Source organism: Leptolyngbya sp. BC1307, from assembly GCF_002286735.1.
Taxonomy (GTDB): domain Bacteria; phylum Cyanobacteriota; class Cyanobacteriia; order Phormidesmidales; family Phormidesmidaceae; genus Phormidesmis.
Window position 1 is genome coordinate 1 of sequence record NZ_NRTA01000036.1, and the last position, 15,532, is coordinate 15,532.

At 54.5% G+C, this 15,532-nt stretch carries 14 protein-coding genes; 10 read left to right on the forward strand and 4 right to left on the reverse strand.

Annotation, left to right across the window (positions count from 1 at the left end; genetic code table 11):
- Together CKL79_RS16630 and CKL79_RS16635 are read left to right on the forward strand one after the other, a co-directional pair.
- Positions 1-912, forward strand: a 912-nt coding sequence (locus tag CKL79_RS16630) for a transposase (RefSeq protein WP_141242221.1), incomplete at its 5' end; no start/stop codon positions are given.
- Between the two features lie 165 nt (positions 913-1,077).
- Positions 1,078-1,944 carry a DUF6671 family protein gene (locus CKL79_RS16635; RefSeq protein ID WP_121970705.1) on the forward strand — a complete coding sequence of 289 codons (867 nt, stop codon included), beginning with the start codon at positions 1,078-1,080 and terminating at the stop codon, positions 1,942-1,944.
- A gap of 208 nt (positions 1,945-2,152) precedes the next feature.
- On the opposite strand, the gene CKL79_RS22905 is transcribed toward CKL79_RS16635, so the two are convergent.
- Both CKL79_RS22905 and CKL79_RS16645 read right to left on the reverse strand, forming a co-directional pair.
- Complete coding sequence (locus tag CKL79_RS22905) at positions 2,153-2,386, reverse strand: hypothetical protein (RefSeq protein WP_141242224.1); 234 nt, start codon at positions 2,384-2,386, stop codon at positions 2,153-2,155.
- Positions 2,387-2,439: 53 nt separating this feature from the next.
- Positions 2,440-3,429: a zinc-dependent alcohol dehydrogenase family protein gene (locus tag CKL79_RS16645; RefSeq protein WP_121970707.1), complete on the reverse strand. Its 990-nt coding sequence runs from the start codon at positions 3,427-3,429 to the stop codon at positions 2,440-2,442.
- Between the two features lie 14 nt (positions 3,430-3,443).
- On the opposite strand from CKL79_RS16645, the gene CKL79_RS23240 reads away from it, so the two are divergent.
- Entirely contained in the window at positions 3,444-3,659 is a 216-nt protein-coding gene (locus tag CKL79_RS23240) for a winged helix-turn-helix transcriptional regulator (protein WP_276300636.1), read from the forward strand.
- A gap of 25 nt (positions 3,660-3,684) precedes the next feature.
- Here the strand turns inward: CKL79_RS23240 and mnmE are convergent, their stop codons facing one another.
- Positions 3,685-5,094 (reverse strand): tRNA uridine-5-carboxymethylaminomethyl(34) synthesis GTPase MnmE, encoded by a 1,410-nt coding sequence (gene mnmE, locus CKL79_RS16655; protein ID WP_121970737.1) that lies wholly within the window; start codon positions 5,092-5,094, stop codon positions 3,685-3,687.
- A gap of 330 nt (positions 5,095-5,424) precedes the next feature.
- Between mnmE and CKL79_RS16660 the strand changes: the two genes are divergently transcribed.
- From CKL79_RS16660 to CKL79_RS16690, 7 genes are all read left to right on the forward strand, one after another.
- Complete coding sequence (locus CKL79_RS16660) at positions 5,425-6,126, forward strand: DUF2062 domain-containing protein (protein WP_121970708.1); 702 nt, start codon at positions 5,425-5,427, stop codon at positions 6,124-6,126.
- A 116-nt stretch (positions 6,127-6,242) separates the two neighbouring features.
- Entirely contained in the window at positions 6,243-6,992 is a 750-nt protein-coding gene (locus tag CKL79_RS16665) for an SIMPL domain-containing protein (protein WP_121970709.1), read from the forward strand.
- A gap of 119 nt (positions 6,993-7,111) precedes the next feature.
- Positions 7,112-8,062 (forward strand): 2-oxoglutarate and iron-dependent oxygenase domain-containing protein, encoded by a 951-nt coding sequence (locus CKL79_RS16670; protein WP_121970710.1) that lies wholly within the window; start codon positions 7,112-7,114, stop codon positions 8,060-8,062.
- 101 nt (positions 8,063-8,163) lie between these two features.
- The gene (locus tag CKL79_RS16675; protein ID WP_121970738.1) at positions 8,164-9,213 is read left to right on the forward strand and encodes a BMP family protein; all 1,050 of its coding nucleotides are present in this window, start codon (positions 8,164-8,166) and stop codon (positions 9,211-9,213) included.
- Positions 9,214-9,230: 17 nt separating this feature from the next.
- On the forward strand, positions 9,231-10,760 hold the full coding sequence (locus tag CKL79_RS16680) for an ABC transporter ATP-binding protein (protein ID WP_240518915.1): 1,530 nt from the start codon (positions 9,231-9,233) through the stop codon (positions 10,758-10,760).
- Positions 10,757-11,800 (forward strand): ABC transporter permease, encoded by a 1,044-nt coding sequence (locus CKL79_RS16685; RefSeq protein ID WP_121970712.1) that lies wholly within the window; start codon positions 10,757-10,759, stop codon positions 11,798-11,800. The genes CKL79_RS16680 and CKL79_RS16685 overlap by 4 nt, the downstream gene beginning before the upstream one ends.
- A 37-nt stretch (positions 11,801-11,837) precedes the next feature.
- Positions 11,838-12,806, forward strand: a complete 969-nt coding sequence (locus CKL79_RS16690) for an ABC transporter permease (protein WP_121970713.1) — start codon at positions 11,838-11,840, stop codon at positions 12,804-12,806.
- A 117-nt stretch (positions 12,807-12,923) separates the two neighbouring features.
- Here the strand turns inward: CKL79_RS16690 and CKL79_RS16695 are convergent, their stop codons facing one another.
- The gene (locus CKL79_RS16695; RefSeq protein ID WP_121970714.1) at positions 12,924-14,732 is read right to left on the reverse strand and encodes an ABC transporter ATP-binding protein; all 1,809 of its coding nucleotides are present in this window, start codon (positions 14,730-14,732) and stop codon (positions 12,924-12,926) included.
- Positions 14,733-15,532 lie beyond the last annotated feature (800 nt).

Here is a 15,532-nt window from a genome sequence, read left to right on the forward strand (position 1 = left end):
CTATTTGCCTATTTTCGCAGTAGTGAGCACAAGTCCCGGCAAAACTATCTCAAGCTCCTGCGTCATCCGTTTGAGGACTATGTGCTCAACGAATATGCCCAAGCCTACCTGAGCGCTCATGGGCTAGCGTCTCGCCATTTAGAGAAACTGAGCTTTTCTGAGCAGGTGATTTGTCAGGGTGAATCGGCATGGGCAGCTTATTTAGAGCGCCTTGATATCGTCACCCCGCTCGCGGTTAGGTTGGTCACCGAAGCGGCTTTGCTCGGCAGTGTGATTAGCCATGGGGTGTCACCTGAGTTGATTATCCTCAGTGATGGTGCGCCGCAGTTTGTCTTGTTCGTCCATGCCCTGTGCTGGATACATATGGAACGTACCCTGCGCAAATTGAGCGGCGAAACCCCTGCGCAGCTCAACGAAATTGAAGCCCTGCGCTATCAGCTGTGGGCCTACTACCAAGCCTTGAAGTTTTATCGCCAAGACCCCTCTGCTGACGATATACCTGCATTCAACCGAGGCTTTGATGCCATCTTTGCACAGACCTTCGAGGACAATGCGCCCTTAAACGCGGTGCTCAAGCAGTTTACCAACCACAAGGCAGAACTCCTGCGCGTCCTGGAGATGCCAGCGCTGCCTTTGCATACCAATGCCGCTGAATCTGATATTCGCGAGATGGTCACTCGTCGTAAGATTAGTGGCACCACTCGCCATGACTTGGGCAGGCAGGCGCGTGACACCTTTGTCGGCCTCAAAAAAACCTGTCGCAAGCTGGGCTTTTCGTTCTGGCAATATTTGACCTCCAGGCTCAAACACGATGACACTGTTCCCTTGTTGCCTGATGTCATTAGACAAAGAGCGGCTCAGGCAACGGCTCAGGCCCTGCCTGCTGAGTCGGCTTGTTTTGTTGCAAGCTAAAACAAGCTTGCCTTCTACCAGCGGTTATTGAGCTATTGCGTCAAGCCTACCTAGCGTCCTTTTGAGCAAAAGCTGCGAGACACCGCTATCTAACGCCGGACATCGGGCAGTTTGTATCCAAGGAATGTCGCTATAATTGCGTCGGCCTGTACAGTTCAAACTTCAATGTCAGCGCTGTCTTCATTCTTCGCTAATCGGGTCGCGGTGATTGCGACCATGCACCGCAAAGAGGACGTGATCACCCCCCTCATAGAATCGGCGCTGGGGATCAAAACAGTCGTTCCCACAAACTTCAATACCGATAGCTTCGGTACGTTTACCCGAGAGACCGATCGCCCCGCCGACCAGCTGACGACAGCCCGGTTAAAGGCAGAGGCCGCCTTAGAGCTGACTGGGGAAACCCTGGCTATTGCTAGCGAAGGCAGCTTTGGCCCCCACCCTCAAATTCCTTTTGTTGCGTGCAACCGCGAACTGGTGCTGCTGTGTGACTACGAGCATCAGATAGAAGTCGTCGGCGAGGCTTTATCGACTGATACAAACTATCAAAGCCGCGTAGTTGACAGCCCTCAATCCGCACTTGCCTTTGCCAGGTCGGTTGGCTTTCCTGAGCATGGCGTTGTGGTGATGCACGCTGCTGGTGAAAATCCTAAAAACGCTTTTGCGAAAGGAATCACGACAGAGGCCGACTTGTCCCAGGCTGTGACCGCTGTTTTAGAGCGATCGCCCGAGCGAAAAGCCCATATCGAAACCGATATGCGCGCCCTTTACAATCCTACCCGGATGGCGGTGATCGCCCAGGCCACCCAAAATCTGATTAAGACACTGCAACAGCGGTGTCCCAACTGCAACTACCCAGGGTTTAGCATTGTGCAGCGTCGCCCCGGATTGCCTTGCAGCCTGTGCAAAGCACCCACCTTATTAACGCTATCTGTTCTTTATCGCTGTCAGCACTGTCAGTTTCAGCGAGACAAATTGTTTCCAGACTCACTACAGGCTGCCGATCCGGGTCGCTGTCTTTACTGCAATCCTTGAGCGTTGTTTCAGCTTAGAATGCCCTATACAGATTCAGTCGGCGGCTCTAGGGGAAAAGCTATCCAGCACCAAAAATACAGTCCCAAAGCCAGGATAGATGTGACGATGAGCAAGACGACCGCTACTGTGCGGACGGCTAAGACGGGCAGACTCCATCTCTGCGCAATGGCGGCACAACCAGTGGGCGAATACCATTAATGAAATGATTTCAGATAGCTGGGGAGCCGTAGCACACTGGTAGGTAATGCTGCTCACCGAGCATTCGAGGCGATCTCCTAAGCTCATGCCGAGCCCAAGCAATAATCAGTGGGAACATGCCGTAGAAAATGCAGACACTCACTAGAGCAAACTGCTGACGAACCGAGAGCGATCGCCGGATTGCGACCGCCGAAAGCACCGGCCCCAAGAAAAGCAGTATTGCCAGTAGCGGCATATAAATCATGTTGGATTGCTCGTGATTGACGAGCGAGTAGCCGCACGGAGCGCTTATTGCCTTCAGTCGCGCAAGAGCACAATTTTGCCAACGGCTTTTTTCTGTTCTAGCCGATTATGTGCTTGGGCTACTTGAGAGAACCTGAAATTCTCTGTATCCATGAGCGGCCTGAGGTGCCCTGCATCTACCAAGTTAGCGACTTCGCGCAAAATAGCCCCGTGACGCTCTCTGCCCACATCTTTTAGCATGGGCAACAGCATAAAGACAACGTGCAGCGAGAGACCTTTAGCATGCATGATCGAGAGATCGTAGGTATGACTAGAGGAGGGGGTTACGACAGTACCGTTGGGCTTTGCCGCTTCAAATGAACTCGGCAGATTCGCTCCCCCGGTGCTGTCAAAAACAACGTCGAAGCCTTTTCCATCTGTGAGTCGCTCTACGTAATCGGTGACGCCTTCCTCGCGGTAGTTTACGCCTTCATCCGCACCAAAATCTTTGGCAATCTGCAGCTTTTCAGGTGTTGATGCGGTTGCTGTCACCTGTGCGCCGCGCCATTTGGCAAGCTGAAGTGCAATATGGCCTACCCCTCCGGTGCCACCATGGACAAGAACGCGCTGCCCTGGCTGAATATCTGCCTTCTCGATCAGTCCCTCCCAGGCCGTAATCACGACTAGAGGCAGGGCTGCGGCTGCGGCAAAGTCAAGGCTTTCGGGCTTTTTCGCAATTAGCCGAGCATCTGCCAGCATATAGTCTGCGAGTGCCCCGCCCTGACCTTTCACACCGCCTGCGCAGCCATACACCGCATCGCCAGGTTGGAAACTCTCAACGCCTTCACCTACTGCCTCAATCACTCCGGCCACATCCCCATGCAGCACCGCCGGTAGGTCAGGGGCAAACGGTAGCCCGTAGCGTCTGATTTTGTAATCTACCGGATTCACGCTTGAGGCTTCTACGTGGATAAGTACATGCCCTTTCTCTAGCTCCGGTTTGGGCACATCAGCCTGAGTAAAAACAGTACTATCTCCAAATTCCTTAATGAGCATCGCTTTCATTGTGGTGTCCTCTTTTGCTTCTGATAGATGATTTGGGTAGAGTATGGAATGCTAGAGGGCAGAAATACAAGCACTTACATTGCGAGGTTTATAAGCAGGTGCCGCCCAAGATGGAGTATTCGCTGACGGCGTATGGGCGATCGCTCGAACCCGTTATTTTTAGTCTTCGCACCTGGGGAGAAATCCATATGAAAAAGATTGAGTGCGCAGATTTGACGACATCTCGCTGATAGTTGCTCTTGAGATGACTGGTGTTTATTTGCCGATGCAAAAACGGCTAAAGATTTCGTCGAGCATGGATTCAGTAATCTCTTCGCCAGTGACTTCGCCCAGCGCTTGGATGGCCGTTCGCAGGTCAATCGTCCAAAAGTCTAGCGGTAGTTCGTCTTGTATTGTTGACTGAACTTGAGCGATCGCCGTCTCAGCCCGCACCAGCGCCGCCGCCTGCCGCTGATTGATGGCAATATCGGTATCGGCAGCAGCCAGGTTGCCACTACGAACGGCGCTCAGAATAGCTTTTTCTAAGTCTTCAATACCCTGATTTTGGGCGGCGGCTGTATAGACTGTCGCAGCGTTAGGCAGGTGAGTGTCTGACAAAGGATTAACAGATTTAGCACGCGCATTCTCTTTTTCATCCAGCAGATCTATCTTGTTTATAACGAAAATATGAGGCTTGTTTTTAATCTGTTCATACAGTGTTTGTTCGGCGTCGCCCCAGCCGAGAATAGCATCAACGGTTAGCAGTACCAGATCAGCCGCCTGCGCCGCCGCTTGCGATCTGGCAATGCCAATCTTTTCAACTTCATCGACCGATTCGCGGATGCCAGCAGTATCGAGTACCTGTACCGGTATGCCGCCGACGATTAGCTGAGATTCAACAACGTCGCGAGTGGTGCCCGGCAGATTGGTGACAATGGCGCGATCGCTCCGACTCCAGGCATTCAGTAAGCTAGATTTGCCCACGTTGGGCTGGCCCACGATGGCAACTTTGAGGCCGGTGCGCAGCAGCTCACCCTGGCTGGCGGTCGCGAGCAGGTGAGTGATTTGATGATGAATAGACTGCAGTTGCGATCGCACTTCTATCTCATTCAAAGGTGGCAGATCATCGGCAAAATCGACCCGCGCTTCGACTTCGGCTAATACGTCTAAACATTGGCTGCGCAACTGACGAATCGCCTTGGCCAGCTTGCCGCGAATGCCCATCAGCGCAGTTTGAGCCGCCTGAGGCGACTGAGCCCCGACCAAGTCAGCGACGCCTTCTGCCTGCGTGAGATCTAGCCGACCGTTCAAAAACGCTCGCAGGGTAAATTCTCCCGGCTGGGCCAGCCTTGCTCCCTGCTGCAAACACAGCTGCAATACCTGCTGCACCGCCATAATGCCGCCATGACAGTGAAACTCCACCACATCTTCGCGGGTATAAGAGCGCGGCGAATACATCAGTAAAAGCAGTGCTTCGTCAACGGGTTCACCAGAGGGCCGCTGCACTTGGCCGTAGAGAATTCGGTGGCTCTCCCAGGTCTGCTGGCCCGGCGCATAAAAAAGCTGCTGAGCAAGGGCGATCGCCGTCGCGCCCGAAAGCCGCACGATGCCCACGCTGCCCTGCTGCGGCACAATAGCGGTGGCGATCGCCACGATTGTCTCCCTCTGGGATATTTTCTGGGATATTTTCTGGGATATTTTCTGGGTCAAACCGGGTTAGATCCCTGCTAGCGATACGGGTCACTCGATGGGCCAAAGCCCCTGATCAAGCGTAAAGCCTTCACACTGTAAAATGAACCCTGCCGGTTTGTAATATTCAGCATAAACTAGCGGCTCAGCGACGCTGGAGCTAGAACCTTGCTGTAGCATTGGCTCATAGGCTGATAGACAGATATCCTTCTGGTCTCCTGTCAAAAGCGTGGGCAAAATGCAACACTTGTATAGATAGAGGCCTCGTTAAAAGGCCCTATTGAAGAGCGCCGCTTACAAAGACTCAGCCCCAGTCGCTAAAGTGCCATGCCAGACTCGTTCTCAAAACCTAACGCGGTAGGCGACCGGAGAAAAGACGCTTACAGAGAAGACGCTTACTCGGGCCAGTATCGCTCAGGAAAATTGCCGTCTAGATCTTACTCACTGATGGATCGGCCTACCACTCAAACGGGCGCAAACAGCGGAGTTAAAAAAAGACCAGCGAAGAAAAACCGGCGGCCATTACTCCCTCAAAACTTCTTTCTCAAACGGTTAAACGCGCTGTATTGGAAACGGCTGCTGCGCTACCTTTACATTCGGTTTTTGCGGATGGAGGGCAGTCCTGAGGCGATCGCCCGGGGTGTGGCTGCTGGCATGTTTGCGGGCGCTTTCCCACTATTAGGCTTTCAGACCCTGATTGGCATTGCCATAGCAGTGCTGGTTCGAGGCAACAAAATGATGGCCGCTGCAGGCACCTGGATCAGCAATCCTTTCACCTACTTACCGCTGTTTGCACTCAACTTTCACATTGGCTGCTGGCTACTGCGCCTGCCGACGGTCGATGTGCTCCCGACTTCACCCGCTGATCCGCGTGAGTGGATGAATCTGGGCATGTCGGTCACAGCAGCACTGATGGTAGGCTCGTTTGTGGTCGGTATTATCGCCAGCATTTTAGGGTACTACGGCGGGCTGATCGTGGCCCGGCGCATTCGCACGGCTCGGGCTGCAAGAGCGGCAAGACGACTATAGGTCTTGACTATAGGTGTCAGGTGCGCTTTGTTACTAAAACTGAAACCCTCCTTTTTTCTCCTCTATAGCTGTGTAGTCTGTGAATGTTCTATTCATTTACTGCTTGAGGAGTTGTGATGTCAAAGATTTGTCTTAGCCGCCGGTGGGTGCGATCGCTCACCATCGCCACCTTGACCCTAACGCCCATTGCGGGCGGCGTTTTGTTTTCGCCAGCTGCCATGTCTCAACCGCTCTATCAACAGCCCGAAAGGGTGCTCAGCGTCACCGGGCAAGGGATCAATTCGATTCCGACGACGCTCACTCAGGTCAATTTGGGTGTGGTAGTAGAAGCAGAAACCGCTGAAGCAGCCCAGCAGCAAGCAGCTCAACAGTCTACGGCGGTGGTGGAATGGGTGCAATCGCAAAATGTCGAAAAATTAGAAACCACCGGCATTTCGCTCTATCCGCGCTATGACTATGTGGATGACCGGCAGGTGCTGCGAGGCTACCGGGCGACCAATACGATTAGCTTCAGATTGCCGACCGAGAGCGCTGGCGCTGTGATTGATGAGGCCGTTAAAGTAGGCGCGACGCAGATAGACGGCGTGAGCTTTGTGGCAGATGACGCTGCGATCGCAGCCGCCCGTCAACAGGCTTTAGAGCTAGCCGTTCAAGACGCTCAGCAGCAGGCAGACACCGTACTGGCAGCGCTGGGGCTTTCCCGCCAGGAAGTCGTCAACGTCTCAGTCGGCTCAGTCAGCGCGCCGCCCCCCCAGGCAGTCCCTGAAGCCGCTAACCGGCTCCTCAGCGCAGATCAGGCAAAGACACCTGTCGTCGGCCAAGAGCAGACGATCAGTGCTCAAGTCACGCTGCAAATTCGCTATTAGTGGCTGAGCCGCTACGGCTCTAACCGTTACGACTGATACGGAATTCAGATATCATCATAGGCGTAAATCAAGAGAGACTAGGGCAGCAGTGCCGCTGGTCTCAACTGTGAGGTTTGCCTATGGCCGTCAATACGCGAGTCGATATTCCGCTGATCGATTTTGCGCCGTTTCTCTCAGATGATGCAGTAGGCCAGCAGCGGGTGGCTCGCGATATCTTTCGGGCCTGTCATGATGTCGGTTTTTTGTATTTGAAAAATCACGGTATTGATCCGCAGGCGATTGCCCAAGCCTTTGAGCAGTCACGCGCCTTTTTTGACCTGCCGCTGGCCGAAAAGCAGCAGGTTGCCTGGGCTGGCGAATTTAGCAACCGTGGCTACGTGGGCGTGGAGCGAGAACGGCTTGATGAGAGTCAGCCCGGAGATCTCAAAGAGGCTTTTAATGTCGGCAAAGAAGGCTCTCCAGCCGCTGCCGAAAATGCCGCGCTAGTCGTCAATCGCTGGCCTGCTGGTCACCCGCAGGTTCAGCAAACGATTAACGAGTTTTTTGGGCAGTGTGCGGTGGGGGCGGAACGAGTATTTCGGGCGTTTGCGATCGCCCTTTCTATGCCTGCCGACTATCTGACAGCTCGCCATCAAACCCACGGCTACACCCTGCGGCTGCTGCACTATCCACCGCTCTCTGCCGCGCCTAAGCCGGGGCAAATTCGCGCTGGGGCTCACTCCGACTACGGCACGCTAACGCTGCTGTTTCAAGACGAGGTAGGTGGATTAGAAGTGCTCAGTACCGAAGGTGAATGGATAGCGGCCCCGGCTGTTCCTGGCGCGGTGTTAATCAATACGGGCGATCTTACCCAGCGCTGGAGCAACGATGTCTTTCGCTCGACTAAGCACCGAGTGGCGCTGCCCCAATCTAATCAGCAAGATCGCTATTCCATCGCCTTCTTTTGTCAGCCCGATGCCGACGCTGAAATTGTCTGCCTGCCGACCTGTCAGAGTGAAGATAACCCGCCTAAGTATCCTCCTGTGACCTCCGGAGACTACTTACTCAGCCGTCTTCAGGCGACGTATTAGCTTCAACTGGTTAGTTTTAACTGGTTAGTTTTAACTGGCCTGACTCCAGCCCATCTGCTTTGCTCCTGTGTTCCGCTAGCCCCAAATCTATGTATTTTCAAATGACACAACGCTTTTCATCTCAACAACTGCGATCAACATTGGGTCTGGCGATCGCTCTCCCCCTACTAGCCCTGACCGCCTGCGCCTCTGACCCAACCACGACAGAAGCAGATTCAGAAACCACTGAAGCCACCGCAGAGACATCTGCCGAACCGGTGAAGATGGCACTGGTACTCAGCGGTTCATCCAACGACCAATCGTGGGATCAAGCCGCCTTTGACGCAGGTGAGGAGCTGAAGGCAGAGGGGGTAGAGGTCGCGGTTTCGGAAGCAGTCGATCCGGCCAACGCGGCTGGGGTGCTGCGGCAGTATGCCTCAGAAGGGTACGATCTGATTGTGGCGCACTCCTTTAGCTACCAGGATGCAGTCTTCGAAGTCGCGCAGGAGTTCCCCGATGTGAATTTTGCCTGGGCCGGCGGCATTGACGGCACTGCCGAAAACGTAGCCGATTACGATCAGCCTTTTTATCAGGGCGCTTATCTGGTGGGGCTGGTGGCCGCTGAGCTGAGTAAAACCGGTCAGCTCGGGGCGCTCTATGGCTTTGATATTCCGGCCTGCCATGCCATGGGTGAGGCGATGCTGGCAGGGGCTAAGTCGGTCCGGCCTGATGTGACGCTGGTCACGACGGCGGTCGGCGACTGGTACGACGTGGCCAAAGCCAAAGAAGCTGCCCTCTCGCAGGCTGAGACCGGCGTTGATTACTGGATTGGCTGCGGTCAGGGGCCGACGCTCGGCGAGATTGAAGCGGCTAAAGATGTTAATGGCTACGCGACTAGCTATGTGGGCGATATGTCATCACTCGGGCCAGAAGTGGTCGCGGCTAATTTGATCTGGAATATGGAGCCGCTGTTTCAAGAAATGCTGGGCGATACAGCAGGCGATACCTTTGCTGACAAGTACTACCAGCTCGGCGTGCCGGACGATGTGATTACGGTGGAAGTCAATCCTGAGTTTAAATCGCAAGTCGGTGGCGAAACGCTGTCTCAGGTAAAGGAAACCGAAGCGGACATTGCCAGCGGTAAGCTCGAAGTGCCCTTTGTGCCTGAGTAGGCTTGGACTGTCGGGCTATGCAACCCTTACTATCAACTTCTGCTGTTCCTCCCGCTTTGGCCATCGACATGCGACAGATCCTCAAGCGGTTTCCGGGCGTCATTGCCAATCAGCAGGTCGATTTTGCGGTGCAGATGGGAGAAATTCACGCGCTGCTCGGCGAAAATGGGGCGGGCAAAACCACGCTGATGAATATTCTCTGCGGGCTGTATGAGCCCGATGCGGGGGAGATTTATCTGCGAGGTCAGCCGGTGCGATTTGGGCGGCCTGCCGATGCGATCGCCGCTGGTATCAATATGGTGCATCAGCATTTCATGCTGGTGGAGCGCTTTACCGTGGCCGAGAATATCGTTCTCGGGCAGACCCACGGACTGCGGCGAGAAAACCCAAAGAAGCTTCATCAGCGTCTGCTCGCGCTGGCTGAACGGTATCACTTAGAATTAGATCCGGCGGTGCCCGTGTGGCAGCTTTCGGTGGGGCAGCAGCAGCGGGTGGAAATTCTCAAAGCGCTTTACCGGCAGGCGAAAGTGCTGATTTTAGATGAACCGACGGCGGTGCTGACGCCCCAAGAGGCTCAGGGTCTGATGGTAATTTTGAAGCAGCTCGCTGCTCAGGGCACGGCGATTATTTTTATCAGTCACAAGCTGAATGAGGTGCTGGCGCTATGCGATCGCGTTACCGTTTTACGAGATGGTCAGTCGGTAGGAACGAGTGCGATCGCTAATTGCACGGCCCAACAGCTTGCCGAGCAGATGGTCGGTCGCACCGTAGACTTGCAGCGCCCGGATAGAGCGCCGACGCCCGGCAGCGCTTCACCCCGGCTACAGCTTCAGCAGGTGACAGTACCGGGTATTCACAGTCGGCCCGCGCTTCGGCAGGTGTGCTTAACGGTTTGCCCCGGCGAAATTTTAGGCATTGCTGGGGTCGATGGTAATGGTCAGCGCGAGCTAGAAGAAACCGTGATGGGGTTGCGGAAACTGAGCGAGGGGCAGATTCACTGTGAGGGCACGCTGGCCCATATCCCTGCAGAGCGTTACAGTATGGGGCTGATTCGCTCATTTACCGTAGCCGAAAACCTGTTGCTGCGAGAGATTGGTCGGCCTCCCTTCACTCGCTGGGGGTGGCTGCGGCCAAAGGCGATCGCCCGCTACGCAAAGGACCTGGTAGACCGCTATCTCATTCGTACGCCGACGCTTGCAACCGCCTGCGGCAGTCTATCGGGCGGCAATGCGCAAAAAGTTGTGGTCGCCCGCGAACTGGCCCGCAAGCCCGACGTGATTTTGGCGGCGCAGCCCACCCGAGGGCTCGATATTGGGGCGATGGCATACGTTCATGCTCAGCTGATGGCGCAGCGAGATCAGGGCGCAGCAATTTTGCTGATTTCAACGGAGCTAGACGAACTGCTGCGACTGAGCGATCGCATTGCCGTTCTCTATGAAGGCCAAATTGTCGGGCAGATGGACGCGGCCACGGCGGATATTCAAACGCTGGGTCTGATGATGGCCGGACAGCCATTGAACCCGACCAAGCAGGAGACGATTGCGTGACTGTTCAAGCCGCCCCCTCCCCGTCAAAAAAGTCTCTTAAAGTGTTAGCGCCGCTAATTGGCGTCCTGTTGGCACTCATAGTCAGCGGTTTACTTATTGCCCTAGCTGGTGTGAACCCAATTGAGGCCTATGGCAAGCTGGTGACCGGAGCGTTTGGCGGGCCGCGTCAACTTACTGAGGTAATCCTCAAAGCAGCGCCAATTCTGATTATTGCGCTGGGGCTGGCTGTGGCGTTTCAGGCCAGGGTTTGGAATATTGGCGCAGAGGGTCAGTACCATTTGGGAGCGCTGTTTGGCGGCGCGATCGCTCTCACCTTCCCCAATTTGCCGAGCATCGTCCTCATTCCCTTAATGCTGATTGCCGGAACGCTGGGCGGCTTACTCTGGAGCGCACTGGCCGGACTGCTTCACCTCAAGCGAGGGGTGAACCTGATTATTTGCACCCTGATGCTTAACTACATCGGCATTTTGCTGGTGCAGTACGCCGCGCGGGTGCCGCTGCGCGATGACGGCGGATTTTTACCCGAGTCAGCCCGCTTTGTCGCCGCTGCTCAGATGCCCCGGTTGTTCGGCAGTCGGCTCCATATTGGCGTATTGATTGCCCTGCTGTTGGTGGGCGTCATCTACATTTTGCTCTGGCGCACGCCTCTGGGCTTTCAGCTACGAGCGGTGGGGGCCAATCTCAGCGTGGCCCGCGCGGTTGGCATTGACACCAGTCAGCGCATTCTTACCGCGCTGCTGATCAGCGGCGCACTGTCCGGTTTGGCGGGCGTGATTGAGGTGAGCTATACCTACACCCGCCTTAAGCAAAGCGTCTCTGACGGCTACGGCTTTACCGGCATTTTGGTGGCGCTGCTGGGCCAGATGCACCCGGTAGGTGTTTTGGTCGCTGCGGTTTTATTTGCGGCGCTGATGATGGGAGCGCAGGCGTTGAACATTTCGCTGCAAGTGCCGGTCGCGGTGGCGGGCGTACTCCAGGCGCTGCTGGTGTTGGGGGTGCTGGCGGGAAGTGCGATCGCTCAAAAAGAATCTTCCGAATAAGCAACAAACTCGATCTAACAATATTTACCAAACCGCTATGCTCTGGGAACAGGTTTTCACCTTTACTTTTTTGACCGCCATTCTCACCGCCGGTATTCGCCTAGCCGTGCCGGTGCTGCTGGCAGTTTTGGGCGAGATTATCACTCAGCTCTCGGGCGTGATGAATCTGGGGTTAGAAGGGGTGATGTTGGTCGGGGCGCTGGCTGGCTTTGCCACGACGTATTCATTAGAGCAGGCGACCGGCTCAGCGGAGCTAGCCGCCTGGATTGGGCTCGGCGCAGGGCTGCTGGCTGGGGCCGCTATGGGCCTGGTCATGGCCTGGCTATCGATCACTTGCCGGGCCGATCAGGTGGTGGCGGGTATCACTCTGGTGCTGCTAGGTCAGAGCCTGACAACCTATTGCTATCGGGCTGCGCCTGCCCTGGCAAAGGTTCGCATTAGCGGCCTCAGTCCCTGGCCGATCCCAATCCTCTCCAGTGTGCCGGTTGTGGGCAAAATCTTGTTTGACCACAGCCTGGCGGTCTATCTCAGCGTAGCTTTAGTGCCGCTGATTGGCTGGCTGCTTTATCGCACGAGCTGGGGGCTGCAAATTCGTGCGTCTGGAGAACACCCTGAAGCGGTGGAGACTTCTGGTCTGAGCGTTTTGCGCATTCGCTACGCCTGTGTGCTGGCAGGGTCGGCTTTAGCGGGACTAGGCGGCGCGGTGCTGACGGTTGGGCAGCTGAATTTGTTCATTGAGGGAGTCACGGCGGGTCGCGGTTGGATTGCGGTGGCGCTGGTTTATTTTTCTCGCTGGCAGCCGTCTGTCGCCCTGGCAGGGGCGCTGTTGTTTGGCATTGCCGATGCGCTGCAGTTTCGCATTCAGGCGCTGGGGTCAGAAACGCTGCCCTATGAATTTTTGCTGATGCTGCCCTACGCGCTGACGCTGCTGGTGTTGGTGGGAAGTCGCCTGCGCGATCGCACGCCTACCGTACTGGGCATTCCCTACATTAAAGGCCGTCGCTAAGCCAGCCCATTAGCTGGAACCAGCACCACCCTTACCTAAGGCAACCGTTTTTTCTTCGTTTATAGCTTCCGGCACTTTGCTATGGGTTTCCTTTCTCCTTTCTCCTTTCTCCTTTCTCTATTCGATCAGTTCACCACTCTCTTGCAGGGCGTGCAGCCTTTGATAGAGTCCGCCTGCTTCTAGCAGCTCTTCGTGACTGCCAACCTGACTGATACTGCCCTGGTCTAGCACCACAATTTTGTCAGCGTCGCGGACGGTGCTCAGGCGGTGAGCAATGATGATTAGCGTGCGGGTGCCAAAGAGCGATCGCATCGCCACCTGAATTGCCCGCTCCGACTCGTAGTCCAAGCTAGAAGTCGCCTCGTCAAAAACCAGCACATCCGGATTGACAATCAGCGCCCTGGCAATGCCAATTCGCTGCCGCTGCCCGCCCGATAGCCGCACACCGCGCTCGCCGACAGTAGTGGCATATCCCTTCGGCAACTGTTGAATGAAGTCGTCAGCCTGAGCAATTTCACAGGCTCTTTTGATCTCTTCAAAGCTAGCGGTGAGATTGCCGTAGCGTAAATTGTCTATCAGCGTGCCGTTAAAAATATCGACCTCCTGATGCACAATCGCTAAACGCTTGCGATAGCCCGTCACATCTAACCGACGGATATCCTGCCCGTCAATGAGCACCGCACCGCTATCGGGTTCAAAATAGCGAAACAAGAGTTTCACTAACGTAGACTTACCCGACCCGGATCGACCCACTAGCGCCACCGTTTTATACGGCTCAATCAGCAGCTCAATGTTGTCTAACACCGGCTTGTCAGAGCTATAGCCAAAGGTTAGCTGGTGGAAGTGAACTTTACCCGTGAACTGGTACGCCGGGCCGTTGGGCAAGAGCGCGGCTGCATCGCTGCCGGGTGGCAGTGCGGTAAGCTCCTGAAAGCGAGCCATCGGCGCATAGCGGCGAGCAAACATTTCAGCAATTTCGCAAATGGGGTCCACTTCGGCATAGGCCATACTCGCTACCGTCAGCACAGTGATAAAGTGCCCGATAGAGATTTTGCCGCTGACCGTCAGCCACAGACTACAGGCCAGCACCACAAACATGCAGCTCTGCACAATCGTACGCTGATAGGTACTGAGAATGGTGTATCCCTTATGAATACGATAGTCAAGCACTTTAAATTCACGGTCTAGCCGCTGCGTCTGGCGGTGCAGCTCAGTGAGTTCGTTGCCAAAGGCCTTAACGGTTTTGATGTTGGTGATAATCTCTGAATTGCGGCTGTCGGTATTCTCAATATACTGATCGAGCCTTTCTTCTCGCACAGAGAGATCTTTTAGCCCCTGCAGACTGTGCAGCAAAATGCCCGCTACTGAAACAAAAACAACCCCCGCAATTCGCCAGTCAATCAGACCAATCACAACCAAGATGCCGATGACTCTGACTATCTTCGGAATGAACTGTTCAGTGATGCTGGGATAAGTCCAGGTATAGTTAGATAGCCCTTTGTCAACTCGGGCGGCGATGCGACCCGGGTTGTTTTCATCGTAAAACTCTAGTGGCAGGGTGAGGATTTTTCTCAATGCCATTTCAGCGTGGTCGCGGCGAGCCCGAAAGGCCGTATCCCAGCCAAACCAGCCGCCTAGCCAGGGTTGAATAGGGGCGCGGCCTACGGTAACCAGCGCAATTAGCCCGACTAGCACTAGCAGAGAAAACTGCTGCGTAACCGGCTGACCCAAAGTTTTGGCAATCTGATCAATCACCTGCTGAAGTCTGGCATCGACAGTTTGCTGTGAGATCAGATTGAGGATTTGTCCGGTGGCATAGGGAACGAAGAGATCGATCACCTCAAAAAAGCTCATCATTGCAGCGCTAAAGAGAGTAATTTTCCAATAGCGCTGGTAGTAGCTCAAGATGCTGAGAAACTTGTTCATGACTCTAAAAAAAGAAGTTGCTCAAGGAAGATTGGGTGAGACCGGCAGAAAGCAATCCAATGCCTTCCATAGGCAAAGCTTTTGCCTTAAGAGAAAGCTGGGCAGTAGAACTAAGGACTAAGGCAGGAGACATTTTCAGCTATTGCTGAGCGGGTCTAGGCCGAGTAAACCCCCGCTATTTAACGAAAGCCTGCTATCTGGCGATAAAAAAAGGCGCTGTTGCTTTGCTAGCTGCGTCAATGTAGAAAAAACCAGTACGGCAACCTAAACCTGCCGGATGCTACACCGGATGAGATGAAAAAATGTCAAACACCTCTAGCTTGCAAAACTCTTCAGTTTGCAGGTCTAGCTGGTTTGCAACCTTCTTCGGCTCGCAAAGAAAAGCTACTGACATAAGCTCTTGAGGGCCTTTTTCACTGCTGAAAGCAGCCGCAGGCGGCGGATGAGCTTAATACTTGATTTTGGTGAGCAGATAAGTGATGAACATGATGGAAGACCTCCCAGATATTGCTTGAAATGCGCCTGCTCCCTAGCGGACGAGGCTTGAGCAGGTGTCTTGCGCCTTGGAATGAGCTGCGCTTCAGGCCCTTGGCCTAGCTCGTCTATTGCATTGAGTCCCTGACTCTGCGGGACTTTTCACCTGTATAGACTTACGACTTAAGAGAGAGTGACTGAACCATCGCTTAGCTCTAACGCTGTTAGAGTGGCTATGTTATCTGAAAACTTGTAAACCAATTCCGCAATCATACCCAGAGAAAATAAATTGCGCAACTATTCAGGCTACATTTTTTCTTTTGCTC